This window comes from Bacteroidota bacterium (genome assembly GCA_041658205.1).
In the GTDB taxonomy this organism is placed as follows: domain Bacteria; phylum Bacteroidota; class Ignavibacteria; order UBA10030; family UBA8401; genus UBA8401.
Window position 1 is genome coordinate 726,148 of the sequence record JBBAAO010000002.1, and the last position, 17,676, is coordinate 743,823.

Here is a 17,676-nt window from a genome sequence, read left to right on the forward strand (position 1 = left end):
CTATCCAGAATCTAGCATTCATCATCACTTATGACTGAACCTTTTCTCAATTCTCAAGAAATTCTCGAAAGTATCTCCGGCGGCTTTTTTGCGCTGGATAAAAATTTTCTCATCACTTATTGGAATAAAGCGGCGGAGGTGGGAACAGAATGGAAGCGGGAAGAGGTGATCGGAAAAAATATTTTTGAAATTTTTCCTAATCTTGAAAAACATGATGTTGGCATAAAATATAAACTGGCTCTTGAGACAAATACATTTCAAACGGCAACAAATCATACCAAAGACATCAATTTTGAAAAATGGTATGATTTTCGGATATATCCGAATGAAAACGGACTGTCAGTTTTTCTGACGGATATTACGGAGCGAAAGATTGAAGAGCGTCAACGGGAAACACTGCTTGATATCTCTCTTGTGATCAACACGGCAAGCCAGTTAGAAGATCTCTGCACTGAAGTGGTGAGTGTCATCGCGAGAAAGTATGAACTGCCGCAGCAAAATGTGTTACTCTATTTTCACCGCCCCGCGGATGAACAATTAATTCTGCTTGCTCCGGAATTGTCGCTCACCGACCTTCAAAAGAATCTGTATGCACTTTCGGTTGCAAACGATTCAAATTTTTCCAGCATTGAAGCGTTCTCTACCGGCAGTAAAATTGTCACGACTGATCTCTCCCGCAGCGTGCTTTACTCGTTTGCGCCGGAACAAGTGATTACAACCAATGTTACTACGCTGGTTTCACTTCCACTTCGGATTGAACGGGAAAAAATCGGTGTGCTGGAGATTCTTCTTTATAATTCGCGCGAACTTGTGGAAAAGGAACTATCATTCCTTTCGCTTCTGGCCAGCGAGATCACCGTCGGTATCAGCCGCCGTGGATTGATTGATGAACTCCGGGTAAAGAATGTCGATCTGGAAATCCAACGTGCGCAGACAATGGAAGCACATAATACGTTGAAGCGTTTTCTTGCGTTTTTCAGCCATGAACTCCGCTCACCGCTTAATTCCATTATCGGCTTTTCGGAATTGATCGCCGAAGAAGGTTCTGCTATTTCACAAGATTCATTAGTGCAATACAATGCCGCCATTAAGTCCAGCGGAGCACATTTGCTTCATCTGATCAATGATATTCTTGATCTTTCAAAGATTGAAGCAGGCAAATTGGACCTTCGCTTTGCTCCGGTTGGTGTCCGGAATCTTGTGGACGGAGTAAAACAAGTAGTGCAGCCGCAAGTTGACGCAAAAAAATTAACAATGGAAGTGTTGATGGATGAAGAGTTAGATGATATTATTGCAGATGGTGTGAGGTTGAAACAGATTTTATTGAACCTTGTTTCTAATGCGATCAAATTCAGTCACACCGAAGGGAAATTAATCCTTTCCGCAAGACGAAAACAGAATGACATCGAATTTTCCGTTCAGGATTTTGGCGTCGGAATCCGAAAAGAAGAGATCCAGACATTGTTCCAGCCGTTTCAGCAGACGGATCAGGGAGCGAGAAAGATTGAAGGGACGGGACTCGGCTTGGCGATTACCAAAAAGTTAACTGAGCTCCACGGCGGTTCATTATTTGTTGTCAGCGAATACGGGGAAGGGAGCACGTTCATTGCGCGAATACCAATGATGGTGCAGGTAGAAAATGAAGCGGAGAAAGTGTTCAAAAAGATTTCGGAAACGACAGATGGACAGCGTCAAAAACGGGTGCTGATTGTTGAAGACAAACCTCATGCAAGAACATTGCTTCACACATATCTTACGGAGTCGGGTTACATCGTGGAAATTGCAACAAACGGTGTTGAAGCATTGGAAAAAGCAAAGTTATGGAAACCCGATGTGATTACGCTCGACATTTTAATCCCGGTGAAAGATGGCTGGCAGGTGCTGCGCGAGTTAAAAGAACATCCGCTTTGTCGAGAGATACCGGTCATCATCATTTCTATGGTGGATGAACGGAATGTCGGTTTTGGTCTCGGCGCAGTGGAATATTTTGTGAAGCCGGTGCAAAAAGATGAACTGCTTGCAGCAGTGAAACGAGTGGAAGGGCGAAGCGCACAGAACTCGGCAAAGATTCTTGTGATTGATGATGATCGATCGGTGACTGATCTTGTTCAGATCATTCTTGAAGCGGAAGGATGTACGGTGATTAAAGCGCATAACGGAAAAGACGGACTCGCTCTTGCCGCACAAGAAAAACCGGATCTTATTATTTTAGATCTTGTGATGCCGGAAATGTCCGGCTTTAATGTTGCATATCAGTTGAAACACTCTTCAGCGACATTCACGATTCCTGTGATGATTATGACCTCCATGGAGATTGATGATGAGACGAGGGAACAACTGGAAGGTTTTGTCGTTTCGTTGATGAAGAAATCGGGCTTCACAAAGCGCGATCTCTTAAATGAAATTGCAGCAATTGAAGGGAAAAAGCATTAACGATTGTTCTTCGGATAGCAGTGAGACGTCATAAAAATTGTGACATTCTCGTTTGGTTGGAATCTAAATGATTTTGTATATTATTAAAATTTTGTTCTTTGACAATTTACATTGTTTTTAGAAAAAACATAACTTAATTCCAGAGGTAGAGTTTCGACAGTAAAATCAGAAAAAGGCAACAAGAGTTTATTGTTGTGATTTGATTTCAAAGGTAGAGTTTCGACAGTTTTATCACAACTTATATTAACGAGGCAACAGTTGTGATTTGATTTCAAAGGTAGAGTTTCGACAGTCGCACTTTATGAAAGAGTGCAAAGGAAACAGTTGTGATTTGATTTCAAAGGTAGAGTTTCGACAGTTCGTCCACGACGGCGGAGATATGCCGATGCGTTGTGATTTGATTTCAAAGGTAGAGTTTCGACAGTGGAAGTGTTGTGCCTACAAGCTGAACGATTGTTGTGATTTGATTTCAAAGGTAGAGTTTCGACAGTATTACTCTTGCAACTATAAAATCATTCGTTGTTGTGATTTGATTTCAAAGGTAGAGTTTCGACAGTATAGAAGCAACATAATTATCGTGTGCCTCAGTTGTGATTTGATTTCAAAGGTAGAGTTTCGACAGTTATAGAAAATGTGTTGACTTTCTATCATGGTTGTGATTTGATTTCAAAGGTAGAGTTTCGACAGTCATTCGGTGTTTGAATTAAACGACTCATTCGTTGTGATTTGATTTCAAAGGTAGAGTTTCGACAGTCGCTGAATTTTGCAATATGTTTCTCATTGCGTTGTGATTTGATTTCAAAGGTAGAGTTTCGACAGTAAGAACGAAAGCGCATGGAAGCCGAGTTGGGTTGTGATTTGATTTCAAAGGTAGAGTTTCGACAGTTTCAAAAATGTCAATGACCTGTTCCGCAGCGTTGTGATTTGATTTCAAAGGTAGAGTTTCGACAGTTGTTGGCATTCTTAGCCACCGAGACAAAGCGTTGTGATTTGATTTCAAAGGTAGAGTTTCGACAGTATCTTCCCGAAGAGACACAACTAAAGATTGGTTGTGATTTGATTTCAAAGGTAGAGTTTCGACAGTTATATGGTATGCTTACCTGCAGGTTGCTGAGTTGTGATTTGATTTCAAAGGTAGAGTTTCGACAGTAGTTGATCCATAATCTTCTATTTGTTAATAACTTAAATGGTGTGTCTGTCGGAAAAAAGCGCCAAAAAATCTAACCGAAGCGTAGCTGAGGTAGATTTTTTGGCGCTAATTTTTTGTTGATAAACTCTTCCAGCGTTTCAAACGCTGGAAGAGTTTATTTATTCAAAATATTTCCAATTGTGCCGGAGTGTCAGGCAGCGGTGTTGTCTTTTTTCCCCAAAAATTGATTATATCACCGTACTGTTTATCGGTGATTTTTATGATGCTGATATGCCCTTTTTGGGGAATTAACTTCTCTACACGTTTCAGGTGCACTTCAGAACTTTCCAAGCTTGCGCAATGACGTATATAAACGGAATATTGCATCATTGCAAAACCATCTTTCAAAAGGTCTTTGCGAAATCTGGCATGTATCTTCTTTTCAGAGTCGGTAGTAGTCGGAAGGTCGAAAAAGACGAAAACCCACATAATTCTGTACGCGTTGAGTCGCATAATTGAAATTGTAAACCCTGCCAGCGTTCCCGCCAAAAAGACGGCGGGCAAGTCAAACGCAGCAGGGTTATAGAATAAATTCCGGGTATTTAATCGTTTTCCGCTCTCCTGCAAAACATTCAGCCAGCGATGCAGTTGTTTGAGACAACGCAACCATTAAGGGGCTTGTAGATTCATTAATGGTAACATCAAGTGTCAATACGCTGAGCATTCGTATTTTAATGTTTTTATCGAGTACGGAGATATCCTTAAAATCTCTGATAGAACGAAGAACAAGAAGATCAACCCACGGACGATATGGCTCCATAATGTCATCGGCAAGACAAAAAGCATTGTATTTATTATGATGATGAATGCCAAGGGTAGGAAGGAGGCCAGAACCGATTAACGCACGTGCAACGGCTGCGCGAAGTACGATGTATCCGTAGTTCAAAAGATTATTGGGCGGTTCACCGTCGCGATTGCGAGTAAATTTTCCTAGAACCCTTCCAGCGTTGTTAACGCTGGAAGGGTTGAGCTTGTCAAATATATTCTGCCAATAATATCTGCTTGCTTTTCCTTCTTCGTTGGATACATCACCGCTTTTTACCTTCTCCGCACATCGTTTTAAAAAAGCTGTTTCTTTACCAAACGAGGCAAGAAGTTTTGCCTGATTACTGATTTTTGATTTAACCGTTTGTTGCCATAACTGTTTTTTCAGAGGTTCACTGGCATTTATCTGGCCTTGAAACACTTGGGATTGTAATGTATTTCCCTCCAGATTCAATAACATCGAAGTCGGCATATGATTCTGGTTGCAGAAGATCACGGCAACATTGTTTGCATTCAGATTAGCGATTGATTGTAAGGAAAATGTACATTCTTCACTTTCAAACACCACAAAACCAAGATCTTCGATAGGAGCTTGTTTTTCTTCGTCAGTTTTTTTGTTCCGTAGAATGAGTTGATTTAGTCGGGAACTGACATGGCAGGGATTTTCGATGAAGAGGGTGCGTTTAAGCATACTTTTATAGTTAAACGCTGGAAGAATTCCGAACCCTTCCAGCGTTTGTACTAATCAAATTCAACCGTTTGTAAAAATTTCTTTTCTACGCTTCGTTGGTGGAATTCTTTAAATCCTTTTGTTCCACCAAGCAATTTCATTAATTCTGACTTTGCGAGCATCGTTTTACGGGGAGAGAGGAAAACGCTATATGATGAAAATTTCCAATCATCCATATTTTTTGTAAAACCGTGATGAACCGGATTATTGTGTATATAATGGATAAGGTTCAACAAATCTATTTCGCTTGTAACTTTGCGACGCTTAAAGGTGTCAATAAAAAGACTTCCTCTACGGCTATAGAGTTTGTTAAATGCTTGTGTATATGCGTTAAATAAATGGGAAAATTGCAGGCTGTTTAAGCGTATCAACCCTTCCAGCGTTATCAACGCTGGAAGGGTTTTCTTTTCTATGTGATAAAATTTGCTAATCTCTTCTTCTTTCCGAATCCTGATAACAAAATGAAAATGATTCGGCATCAGACAATAGGCAAATGTTTCTGCAATTCCGAGAATGTATGTTGAGTATAATTTCAGAAAGAAGCGATAGTTTTCATCGGTACGAAAAAGATTGTCATCTCCGTTCGCATGATTGTAAACGTGATAAAATTGTTCGGGTTCTAATAGTGGCTGTGGTTTTGCCATAGTACTTTTATCTATATTATAGCAATGTCAATTCTATCAACGCGCAACCCTGCCTGCGTTCCCGCCAAAAAGATGGCGGGTAAGGCAAACGCAGGAAGGGTTTGCCATCTTGAAACTGACATGACACGGATTTTCGATGAAGAGGGTGCGTTTAAGCATGCTATTGTTTAGCTGGTTCTATTCTTCCTGTCGGGGTTATAATGACTTTAAGAGCCTTTAGCACATTAGGTACTTTTCTTAAAACCATAGGTGCTGGATCAGCATCGGCGTTTACATTTGAAGCAATGTGATAGGTGAATGTTATCATTATAGTTTTCCCTGTAGATGTCATTTTTCGAACTTTGTATAACTTCTTGCTAAGTTCAATTTGTGATGGAGGATTACTCCAATTGATATCTTGTTGATCGTAATCCATGAGAACTAATTCGTCTTTAGATAAACTCATAACAAACTTTCCCTCATAGTTGTTTTTATCAACAACATCTATTTTTTGGTTTCTTCTTTCGACAGCTTCTAAAAATGAAGTCATTAGCCCAAACCGCGAACCATCTGGTTTTTCATAAATTGAAACACAATGATTGCTTCCTGGTTCAACCCATTGATTATTGTTGTCTTTTAGTTTTTCCATATTTGATGATTCAACTCGAATCCGAACTTTTTTAACTGGAACAGGTTCACCATTTTCATTTGGAAGAAAAAGTGATTTGTCAAACGCTTTTCCAAAACATTCTTTATCTTTTGTTGTTTTTACTATTGGTTTATTATTTTCTTTGTCAATTTTTAGTCCGAGTTTAATGAGTCTTTTGTAAGCTAGTTCACGAATCTTTGTGTCAATAATTTTTGGTATCATTGCAGGAGTCAAGCTTTGCAATGGTTTTCTTACATTGAAATAATCATTTTCCTCCCCAAACATATTTTTCCTTTTTCCATAAACAGTTTCTTCGTGTAATGCTCCGCGAGCGGAAACACCGACACTTATAAATTCTTTCAATTCTCCATTTATCTTTTTCCGTATTCGCTTTTTAATTTTTGTTGTAACTCTATTTTTCGCTTTATACGCAATCAAAATATTTTTAATTGAAGTTTCAGCATGTGCGTGGAAATTATTCCACGGTAGAGGAAAATCCTTTAATTCGGATGTTTTATTGGATCTATTCCATCGGCTAAGTTCTTGAATAAAACTTACTTTTGTGTTTGCTATTGTTAATGCATCAACTGCATGATGTCTGTGGTCAGTTCTATTTTTTGCACCGCCTGTTATATAAAAATATCCTTTGCGAACGTAACCAATAACAACCCTTCCTTTTTTATGTAATCCCACTGGTTTTTCTTTTTGCTCAAATGTCCAAGAAATGGTTTCCGCTATCGTGCCATCTGCATTAATTGCTGCCCAATAATTATCTTCCGGTATAGAGTTGCCGACATTAATTCTTGGGTTAAGAATGGTATCTAATCCCCAATAATGTCTCAATTCCGAAGTTACTCCACCGGAAGAAACATTTACTTTTTTGCAAATAGATTCTAAATATGTTTTTGCTTCACGGCTTATATATCGTGTATCGTTAAGTTGACGGCTTACAAAATCTGTGTCAATTTCTTGCTTAATGAAACGTTGGTATTTTCTAAAAGGGAGGAGTTTATATGCACGAGTTTTTACTTCGTTCCATTTGTAAGGATCGTTTCCATAAAATTGGAAAGGTGTTTTATCGCCCTTTGCTTGATTTTCCTTTACTAAACAAATGGTTTTATTTGCCATTGAATCGTCCAAGGAGACACTCCAAGGGAAAATGTGTTCTATCTGAACGAATCCTTCTTCAAACAAATGCTTGATTGAAATTTCTGTTCCAGTATATGGACATTGATGTTTGCATTCCTTCCAGAGTAAATACTTTTGAATATTTTGTCTTGAATGGCGTAGTCCATATTCGTCTAAAACCTTTTTTGCTTCATTATTTTCACCTTCACGTTCTTTTTGTTTCCAATGGATTTCTTCTCGGACTGATTTGGGAACTTTCATTTCACGAGCAAGTTCAACTTTTATTTCGTCGGGAGATCCAAATTCTTTTGCAATTGCATTTGTAAGGCTTCGTAATTCATACAAAGCTTGTTGAACAATAGGGTTGCGTACATTTGGCGGTTTAGGAAGTTCCGTTTTAATTTGTTTTTGTGTTACCGCATCGAGATCACTGTGGTGATAAAGTTTTTGCAAATCTTTATCTGTATGATTGAATTGTTTCTTTAAATAGTCTCTTATTACATCTATAACTGCTTCTTTCTTTTTTGTGTTTTGCAAAATATCCAAAACCGTTTTTTCTATTGTATCGCTTTGGTTTGTATCAAATTTTAAATAACGATCTTCGCCAAAAAAATTTCGGACACCTCCTAAAACTACAGCGGTTGAATATGTATATCCTTTTTTGAGAAAAGGAAGAATGTTATTGATAGCTTTTCTGCTTAAACTGGCATAGTCTTGTTTGAAACTTATTTTCTTTAATTGTTCAATTTGTTCATCAGTAACGCTCCAGTTGCTCCGTGCATAGTTTTCTAGCCATTCGTTATCATTAGCAAAATAGATTATGTGCCAACGTAAATCTTTTTCATTTTCAGAAAAAGAATCCCACTCTTTGCCAAATAGTTTCGACAATTGGATAATAGTTTTATTTCCGGGTCTCGAATCACCTTTCTTTTCATCTGCACTGTAGTTGTATTTATACCCCTTTAAAAAGCCAAGTCGTTTTACGATTTCAAAAAACTTTACTGATTCTTTTCTATTAAAAAGAGAAACAATTTCTTCTCTTTGATCATCAGTTAAATTAAGTATTTCACCATCAGGGCTATAAATTTCTATTGAGTTAATAAATTGATATGTTCGAAAAAGCTCAAATGGTATTGCACTTATAGGGCAACGAGTTTTACCATTTTCAAATGTACATTTCCCTACAAGTCCCTTTTGTGAACGGAGGGGACGTTGGAAAAACAATATTCCTGTTTTGGTGTTTCCGATTTTTTCTTTTAATTCATTGGTAAGTATAGCAGGATAATATTTCTTTTGCTTCTCCCAAATATTTGCAAATTCATCAATATACATTTGGCGAGTAGTATATCGGTTACGAATTCGTTGTTCCTTTGTGTCTATCGAATTGAGGTAGTTTCCAAGGGTTTGATATGAGCCTTTTTCTATTGCATTGTTTGTATCAATGATGCCAATCTTACCTATTTTCTCATCACCTTTCATGATGACAGATTCTTCACTTGTTCCTGCTTTTCGGCTACTCTTAAATCCTCTACGTTGCGCGAGGTGAAAAAATATTCTTCCGAGTTCAAATAAGGTGAGTTTTTCAATGAGGGCTTTAGAACGTAATACGTAAGGGCTATTATGAAAATATTCTCTTAATATTTTATCATCACTGGAAAGAGGATACATTTTTACATCTTGCAAAGTCTTAATCAGATGTTTTTTTCGAAGTTTTGTGCGAAATGTTTGCCGTCTTTTTTGCCGAGCATCTCTTCGTGTTTCATTTTTTGAAACCTCTTTCCCTTTGGTGTCTCTATTAACACCTTCCGGAAATATTCTTACACCCGTTTTAATGATTATTTTAGATGCATCATCAATTAAAGCCCACCCAATAGAATTCGTTCCAAGATCAAGTCCTAGTATTTTTGCCATATAAATTGATCCCCAGGTTTATGTTGTAGTAATTACCGATGAGGTAAACAAATTAAGAGTAAAATACAATACCTGAATAACGGTATTTTAACAGACAATTTTGTGTTATTTATTTTTATCAAGTTCGAACAATTTACCAGTTGACATCAAATAAAAAAGCATTATATTTGAATCAAGATTTCTTTACTACCTTTGAAATCTTATCACAATAAGGCTATATGCCGAAGTGAAAAACTTGGCGCGGCTTCGGTCGCGCCGTTTTTATTTTAAATATGATGGACGACATTATCATCAGAAGATCGTTTATTAATGATATCCCTGCCATCGAGGAGCTTTATAAACATGTAGCAGCAGTGGAAGGAACTCTTGCTCGAAAAGCTTTCGAGATTTCGCATGACTATATTGAGTATTTTGTCTCCAAAAGTATCACTTATGGTATTGAACTCGTTGCAGTGACAAATAATCCTGTGCAGATTGTTGGTGAGATCCATTGCTACGGTAACGGTCTTACAACATTTGCTCACGTACTAGGCGATCTTACCATTGCTGTCCATCCGGCATACCAAGGAAAAGGGATCGGGAAAACGTTGTTTAACGAACTGTTGAATGATGTAAAAGCGAATCGTCCGGATATTCTCCGAATAGAATTGCTTGCGCGGGAAAGCAACGAACGCGCACTTCGTTTTTATGAATCACTCGGTTTCAAACAGGAAGGGCGCTTAGTGGAACGGATCAGAAGTGTCAACGGGGGATTTGAGGATGATATTTTTATGGCGTGGCATCGAAGGTAAGTCCGAAGGAGTCCACATTTAAGGTGGGCTCCTTCTTTTTCTTCTATTAAAAGCCATCTAAAAAACACAAAATCACGGTCACTCTGAATCCCGATGTTGTCTATCGGGATGAAGAATCTGAAAATAGTATCAGATTTGCCGATAAGTTTTTTACATGTACGGCACCCCGAACAACGGGGCTTCGCTGCGCTTAGTATAAAAACATCCAAGGCTTGCTCAGAATGGCAATAGTTTCATTTTTGAGATGGCTTCTAGTCAATTTCTACTCCTCTACAGGCTGCGGCGTAAGATTGGCAAACCGTTTAATCTTTTGCGTTGTGGTCTTCAAAAACTCCTGATCGCGGATGATAAATTTTCTGACCTGCTTATAACTGCTGATCTGTTTGTTCGCTTTTGACACTTCATCGGCAATGACCTGATGAAGAAAATCTTTTGTGATTTCTTTCCCGGTTGATTCTGCCAGTTCGATAAATGCCTCTGCATCAACAACAATCTGAGCAGAAATAATCTCATCAAGTTTTGCATCTTCGGCGCCATACACCAGTGACTCCAAAATGAATGGACTTCTGTTTAACACATCTTCGATCTCTTCCGGAAAAACATTTTTTCCTGATTTTGAAATGATCACATTCTTCTTCCTTCCGCTGATATGAAGAAATCCATCGTCATCAAAATATCCGAGGTCGCCGGTTTTGAACCATCCGTCGTGAAACACTTCTGCCGTTGCAGCCGGATTTTTATAATACCCTAACATGACGTTCGGACCTCTTCCGAACACTTCGCCGATTCCCTCCTTATCCGGTTCGTGAATACGTATTTCGGCCCCGGGCAGCGGAAAACCGGCAGCGTCGTCTTTCAGATTAAAGGGCGAATTCAGCGCGAGAATAGGAGAGGTTTCGGTAAGACCATATCCTTGAATGAAATTGAATCCTAAATCCCGTAATCCTTTTGCCACCAATGGATCGGGAGCGGCACCTCCCGCGATAAAGAATCGAATCGAACCGCCGAATTTATGATGGAGCTCTTTGAAGATTGATTTTTTTGCATTTTTCCATCCAACGGTCTGGAGAATATCGGTGAATTTAATGAGAGGGTTAAGCACTTTTGCCACCGTCTTTTTTTCCTGAATTCCTTTGTGGATTCGTTTGAACATTTTATCGTACAACAGCGGCACACCGAGCAGGATTGTTGCTTTCACGCGCTGCAGATCCTCCACAACAGTTTTTAGCGAACGCGCAAAATGGATTGAGGAACCGGCATACAGTGGGCAAAGCAGCCCGCAATTGCATTCGTATGTGTGATGAATCGGCAGTACGGAAAGAAAACGGTCGCTGGGGTACATCATAAAAATGCTGAGCATGGCCGTCAAGTTCGAGGAGATATTGTGCTGCGATAACATCACTCCTTTTGCTCTTCCGAGTGTTCCGGAAGTGAAAATGATAGCCCCCATCTCGTTTGGATTAATCTTAGGAAGTTCGTCGATTGCGCAACCGTGAGAATTTCTGATCAATTCGGACATGGAATGGAAAAGTTTTCCCAATGATATCGGATCCATGGAAATATAGTGCTTTACGTTGTGAAGAGATGAATGTGATTCGATAAAGATCTGTTCATATTGGGCGGTAAAGATAACCGCTTCAGCATCGGATTCATGAATGACATTCAGGATTTCGTTTTGATGCAAATTTCTGTCGATGGGAACAACAACATAATTAAAACATGACATGGTCAAATAACTGAGCGCCCATTGAACACGATTCTCGCCGATCACCGCAATATGACTTCGCTCTTTGATCCCGAGTGCTTTAAGAGCCGAACCAAACTTCAAAATTTGTTTCATTAATGCTGCGTATGTTAAACGCGGTATCGGTGTGTCGTTCAAATCTTCAAGCGCAAGTTTATCGCCATATCTTTTTGAAGATTGAATGATCATGTCTTGCAATGATGTGATAGCTGGAACAGGAAAGATTTTGATCGGCGTTTTCATGAATGACCTCAATAGGATTGTGTCAAAAGAAGGTCTAAAAATGTAGCGCAATTTCACTTGTTGAACAAGGAAAGAAATATTCGTCAACGGAGCGAAGAGTCCTAATTACAATATTTCTTTTGATGCTACGTCATACTTCATAACCCCATCTACAATAATTTTATCACCATCAGGAGGCAGTATGAAACAATTTATCGTTATGGGAATGGTCTTGCTTGTAACAAGTACGGCATATTTCGGGTGCCGCACTCACAGAGAAGAGGATAGTGCAAAGCGAATGGCGAAGCATGCCGACTGGATTACTGAAAAGATCACCGATGAACTTGATCTTACGGCGGAACAACAGAAGACTTTAAATTCTATAAAAGGTGAGATTGTCGCAAAACAGAGCGAGATGAAATTATTGCGCGAAGGAGTAGTGAACGATCTTTTTTCTGTTTTGGATAAGGAAACCATTACCGAAGAGAAACTGAATGTAATGTTCTCTGCACGGGAAGCAGCTTGGAAAGAATTACGTCAATTTGCTGTGGCAAAATACACACAATTCCATAACTCGTTGACGAAAGAACAGAGAGCGGTGTTGAAAGAAAAATTGGAAAAGTTCAAAAAATACCGGGGATGAGTATAAAAAAAGTCCGACGGTATATCTGTCGGACTTTTTTAAAACAAAATCTGCAAATCATTCTCTGTTATCTGTAAAATCAATACTCGCAGTTGACGACGACATCAATCTCTACCGGATGCGCACCTTGAATATCCTGATCGATTGCTCGGACGGTAAAAACATTTTTTCCTTTGTTTAATAGTCCGTCAACAACTTTTCCTACACCAAATGAATCTTTTCCCTTTCGCCATTCATAGATTATGTTTGCATTATCGGGACGATTTACATTAGGAGCGTGAAGAATAACCGTTGGATTTGACGGATTCCAAATAATATTTTGCGTCTCCGGCTTTTCCGAGAATCTTAACGAATCCCATGCCATGATATCGAATGATGTTTGTGCCAACGGTTTCTCTTTGGGAGTCCATGCAATGGCAGTGGATTGTTTCCCGGAGGTCATCGGTTTCCAAGATGACTCACTGCGATTATTGATCAGAAAATTAATCATTCCGTTGCCGTACAATTGGTTTGCATTGATCTCTGTGCCGATGATCCATTCTTTTGGATATTCGATTTCAAGATTGGGTTTAGCGATGACAAAGAATTCTTTTTGGACGGAGTCAACCGAATTCCGAACATTTCTTCCATCGTCCGCCGTTAACGTTACGATCATTCTCCCGGCAGAGAAGCGCACAGAATCCGGAGAAACAACAGTTCCATTGACTCTCCAAGAGAACTTCAATGCGTCACCGTCTGCATCAGTTCGTATTTCCGGTTTCAGTGTAATGATTTCATCTTCATAGAGTAATTCCGGTAATGAAAAAACCGGATTTGGTTTTGAATTAATTCGCACCGTTGTTTGTTTGCTCACGGATTGGGATGCTGTTTGCGAATTGTCAGTGATCATGAGATCAACAGTATGAGTCCCTGCGGAAAGATTCGCTGCGGTAACAATCGGCGTCGTTCCGATTTTTTTTCCGTCAATTTTCCAATCATACTGTGCAATGATTCCATCATTATCGGACGAATGTGATGCATCCAGCGCCAGTTGATCTCCCAGTGCGGCATCGGTCGGGATATTCCAAACAATAATCGGTGGTTCATTGACGATGATTTTTTTCATCAGCATCGCCGTATTGCAGTTTGATGTCGATTGAATATTGATTACCAATTCAATTTCGTATGTTCCCGCTTTCATAAATCGATATTGAATTTGGTTTAACGAAGCAGCGTTGATGCTTGTGTCTTTTCCCAGTTTCCATCGTACGGCGGAGACAGTTCCATTTGGTTTGGAAAGGGCTGGATCAATCTTCACCAGTTCTCCAATGCTGACACGCTCCGGCATAATGAAGTTTGCCGTTGGCCCTTCGATTACATGAATCGAAGAAGTTATTTGACTGACTTTGCTGCATCTTCCGCTGCCGCTTCCAACTACTGTCAGTGTAACGAAATATGTTCCGGCTTTTGTGTAAGCATGGGAAACTTTAGAACCAAGCGAATTTATTCCATCCCCAAAATCCCACGTATACGAACCGATCGGTCCGTTTGGATCGATGCTCCGTGTTCCGTCAAATTCCAAGGGGACATTAACGCAAATGGTCGTATCGATAAATGTTTGATACGCGACGGGAGAACCTTCGACAATGATTGGAATTGTTGCCGTTGTTGGTTGATCTGCAAAACCGTCATCCAACAATAATTTTACTGTGTAATATCCGGGTGTCTTATATGTGTGCGCAGGATTTGTTTCTGTGGATGCCGCACCATCACCGAAATCCCATTTTGTTGAGACTGCATCTCCGTCGGGATCGTAAGAGAGTGAGCCGTTAAACAGAATTGTTTGCCCGGTACACGAATAAACAAGTGAGTCAACCACAGCAACAGGAGGTCTGTTGACAAGAATCTTTATCGTTTCTCGCGTGATGCTGTTCTTTCGCCCCTGTCCATCATTTGCGGTCAATGTAATAAAATGAACACCTCCTGATGGCGCATCCCAGGTGAACGCTGCTTTATTGACGCGTGTTCTATCAGGAAGGAGCCATTCAAAATTCACGGCATGCTTATCGATATCATAACTCTGACTTGCATCAAGAAGAATGCGGCGAGAATTTGTTTTGATCAATGTTTTAGTGACAATGAGAGGTGATGCATTTACAAGTATATTTTTTTGGAGCGATTGTGCGGAATTGGCAAATCCGGATTCGTCATTAACGACAGTATTAACGGTGATTGTCCCTGAACGTAAAAATGTTTTTGTTATTTTCATCCCTTCGGCAGTCGTTCCGTCGGAAAAACTCCAGCGGGCGGTTGTCAGTTTTTTCGTTTCTTTATCTGTTGATCCGCTTGCATCAAACGTTACAGCAACACCCGGTTCAGCAACTTCCGGAATCATTTTCCACCGGACTATTGGCGGGTAGTTGATGTGGATGGGAATTGTTTTAATCGCAACAGCGTCGTCAAATCCGGAATTGTCTTTTACTTTTAGGGCAACGGCATAATCTCCCGCTTCAGCAAACGTAATGGAAGGATTTGCTCCTGTAGCAACCTCTTTCCCATTAACAAACCATTTATATTCTGCGATTGATCCATCGGGATCGCTGCTGCGTGAACCATCAACCTGCAGAGGACGCGTCGGTTCCCATTTTGTTGGAAGAGAGAACTGCGCAGTGGGATAACGATTGATCGCTAACTCATGCGTAGTTTTTTGGATACTGTTTGTTTGTCGTTGTCGATCATCCACTGTAAGAGTGATGGTGTATCTTCCACTTTGTTGATACTCATGCACAACATTTTTTCCGATTCCCGTTGTGCCGTCACCAAAATCCCATGTATGCACAAGTTCTTTTTGATCGGCATCGGTTGTCTTCTCTGCGGAAATTTTTTGCCGTGCGGATGTCGAGCGTCGCTCCGCAGTAATCGCCGGCATTGGCGGCGCGTTGATGTGAATATCACGGGTGATGGATTGAACAGAATTTTCAACATTTTCGCCGTCATCAGCCGTGAGGGTGATGGAATAGTTTCCCGGCGAAGAAAACGCGATTGCTGTCTGTTCACCGGTCAATGAATGTCCAGCAGTGGATGACCAAGAGAACGCTATGGAATTATTATCTTCATCAATTGCAGATGCTCGTATATTCAGTGTATCTCCCGGAGCCGCCTGCTTTATCAGGTCAAACGATGGGAGTGGTTCCGCATTTACTCGGTATGATATCGTCTGCGTAAAAGTGGAGTTCGAAGTGTTTGTTCTATCGTTTGCAGTTAATGTGAGCGAGTATGTTCCGGCTTTATCTTGTTTAATTGAAATCGAATTTCCTTTATTCGGTCCGACAATACCGCTGCCTGTCCAAAGAAAGTCAAGCTCATCATTGTCATTATCCGCATCATTTTCCACAACAAACGGAACTGCAGTTGATCGCCCAAAGATCGTTCTGAAATTCACATCAACATACGGTTGTGCGTTGATGCGGATCTTTTGTTCAGTCGCTGCTTCGGTGCAGGAGGAGTTCGGGGCGCCGTCGTTGACCACAAGTTTAACATCGTAGGTTGTCGGCAAAAGACTGGAGAGAGTAAGAATTTTTTCATCGCCGCGAAATTCTCCGTTGACAAACCATTGATACGACAACGATGCATTTTCCGGATCGGAAGATGATTCGGAAGAGAGTGTTATGATCTCTCCCGGTGCTGCGATGAGTTTATCCGCGGTGATGATCGCTTTCGGTGCGGCATTCACAACAACGGAAATCTGTTGTTCCCAATATTTCGGAAAATACATGCCGCGCGTGGGAATGTATACCGAAACAAAATTCTTCCCGGGCTTTTGGAAATCAATTTCAGCGGAATCTTTTTCGATGATGGTTTTTCCATAACTCCATTTTGGTAATCCGCCAAAAAGATTCTTCTTTGTTGCTTCATTCAATGCAAGTACCACGCTGTTGCAAGCTGGACCAGCTAATTGCACTGCATCGATGGATGGCTTTTGCGGTTGACGGACAATGGTCGGTTTGAGATCCCACAGAATGAGAGAGGTGGCTCCTTTAATCACTAGATTGTTCACTTTAAGAGGAGAACCAGTGATCGTCAATCCCCAGCTGTTTTTCATTCCATTGGGAAGTGTTGACAGAAAGAACCGATTTGCCACCGGAAGTGTTGAATAATTTCCGAATTCATCCCGAACACCAACATGAACCTGTTCTTCACCCATCGATACAAACGATGAGATTGTATTGTCAAGAGGTTGAAAAGGACGAAGCTGCATTTCCGCTGTTGGCGGCACACGGTATAAACAGACAGAGAGATCAATCGCGAGGATAGACCAATCAGTACGAAGGGATGTAACAGAATTTGAATCTGCTACAATCAATTGAAAACTGTTGACGTCGTTTCCGTCGCCACCGCGAACCCGGAGAATCCACCCATTCTTGGAGGACTGATCGAGTGTTGTAAATTTTTTCCAGCGATTGTAGTATTGTTGTTCGTCCAGTGTTGTCAGTTTTACATTTGCTTTTGCAGTTTTTGCGGTAACGGAAAGTTTTCCATTTGAATATGTATATAACGCATCGAACGGAATAAGTTCAAATGTCGTTTTTGTCTCCATTGTTCCCAGAATAATATCCGCAACTCCGCCTAAACCTGCATCAAAAATGTGTAACGTTGCGTTCCTTGCAGTAAGTTCGGGCTTGATCCAAAAATCATATTGATGGGTATTGTCACCGGTTTCTTTCACGAGTGCTTTATTCCCGGAAACGGAAAGAAACACTTCTTGTGAATACAGAAATGAAGAACAGAATAACAGGAGTAAAAATACCATTCCTGTTTGTCCAATATATTTAGACAATGAAGCCAATAATTTCCGATCTATAATAATGT

At 40.2% G+C, this 17,676-nt stretch carries 9 protein-coding genes and 1 CRISPR repeat array; of the genes, 3 read left to right on the forward strand and 6 right to left on the reverse strand.

Annotated elements, in window-relative coordinates:
• Nucleotides 1-30: 30 nt before the first annotated feature.
• Entirely contained in the window at nucleotides 31-2,433 is a 2,403-nt protein-coding gene (locus WDA22_14975) for a response regulator (GenBank protein ID MFA5834778.1), read from the forward strand.
• A gap of 125 nt (nucleotides 2,434-2,558) precedes the next feature.
• Nucleotides 2,559-3,583: a CRISPR direct-repeat array (repeat unit 36 nt; unit sequence GTTGTGATTTGATTTCAAAGGTAGAGTTTCGACAGT).
• A gap of 162 nt (nucleotides 3,584-3,745) precedes the next feature.
• Here WDA22_14975 and cas2 read toward each other — a convergent pair.
• The 4 genes from cas2 to cas9 all read right to left on the reverse strand — a co-directional run bounded on the left by cas2 (nucleotide 3,746) and on the right by cas9 (nucleotide 9,428).
• Nucleotides 3,746-4,051, reverse strand: a complete 306-nt coding sequence (gene cas2 / locus WDA22_14980; GenBank protein MFA5834779.1) for a CRISPR-associated endonuclease Cas2 — start codon at nucleotides 4,049-4,051, stop codon at nucleotides 3,746-3,748.
• Nucleotides 4,052-4,142: 91 nt separating this feature from the next.
• On the reverse strand, nucleotides 4,143-5,078 hold the full coding sequence (gene cas1 / locus WDA22_14985; protein ID MFA5834780.1) for a type II CRISPR-associated endonuclease Cas1: 936 nt from the start codon (nucleotides 5,076-5,078) through the stop codon (nucleotides 4,143-4,145).
• 50 nt (nucleotides 5,079-5,128) lie between these two features.
• Complete coding sequence (locus tag WDA22_14990) at nucleotides 5,129-5,761, reverse strand: hypothetical protein (GenBank protein ID MFA5834781.1); 633 nt, start codon at nucleotides 5,759-5,761, stop codon at nucleotides 5,129-5,131.
• 160 nt (nucleotides 5,762-5,921) lie between these two features.
• Nucleotides 5,922-9,428, reverse strand: coding sequence for a type II CRISPR RNA-guided endonuclease Cas9 (cas9, locus tag WDA22_14995; protein ID MFA5834782.1), 3,507 nt, complete (start codon nucleotides 9,426-9,428; stop codon nucleotides 5,922-5,924).
• Nucleotides 9,429-9,700: 272 nt separating this feature from the next.
• Here cas9 and WDA22_15000 point away from each other — a divergent pair, with 272 nt between their 5' ends.
• Complete coding sequence (locus WDA22_15000) at nucleotides 9,701-10,219, forward strand: GNAT family N-acetyltransferase (GenBank protein ID MFA5834783.1); 519 nt, start codon at nucleotides 9,701-9,703, stop codon at nucleotides 10,217-10,219.
• 262 nt (nucleotides 10,220-10,481) lie between these two features.
• Here WDA22_15000 and WDA22_15005 read toward each other — a convergent pair whose 3' ends face one another.
• On the reverse strand, nucleotides 10,482-12,206 hold the full coding sequence (locus WDA22_15005; protein MFA5834784.1) for an AMP-binding protein: 1,725 nt from the start codon (nucleotides 12,204-12,206) through the stop codon (nucleotides 10,482-10,484).
• Nucleotides 12,207-12,387: 181 nt separating this feature from the next.
• On the opposite strand from WDA22_15005, the gene WDA22_15010 reads away from it, so the two are divergent.
• Nucleotides 12,388-12,828 carry a Spy/CpxP family protein refolding chaperone gene (locus WDA22_15010; GenBank protein ID MFA5834785.1) on the forward strand — a complete coding sequence of 147 codons (441 nt, stop codon included), beginning with the start codon at nucleotides 12,388-12,390 and terminating at the stop codon, nucleotides 12,826-12,828.
• Nucleotides 12,829-12,907: 79 nt separating this feature from the next.
• On the opposite strand, the gene WDA22_15015 is transcribed toward WDA22_15010, so the two are convergent.
• On the reverse strand, nucleotides 12,908-17,644 hold the full coding sequence (locus WDA22_15015) for a PKD domain-containing protein (GenBank protein ID MFA5834786.1): 4,737 nt from the start codon (nucleotides 17,642-17,644) through the stop codon (nucleotides 12,908-12,910).
• Between the last annotated feature and the right edge of the window lie 32 nt (nucleotides 17,645-17,676).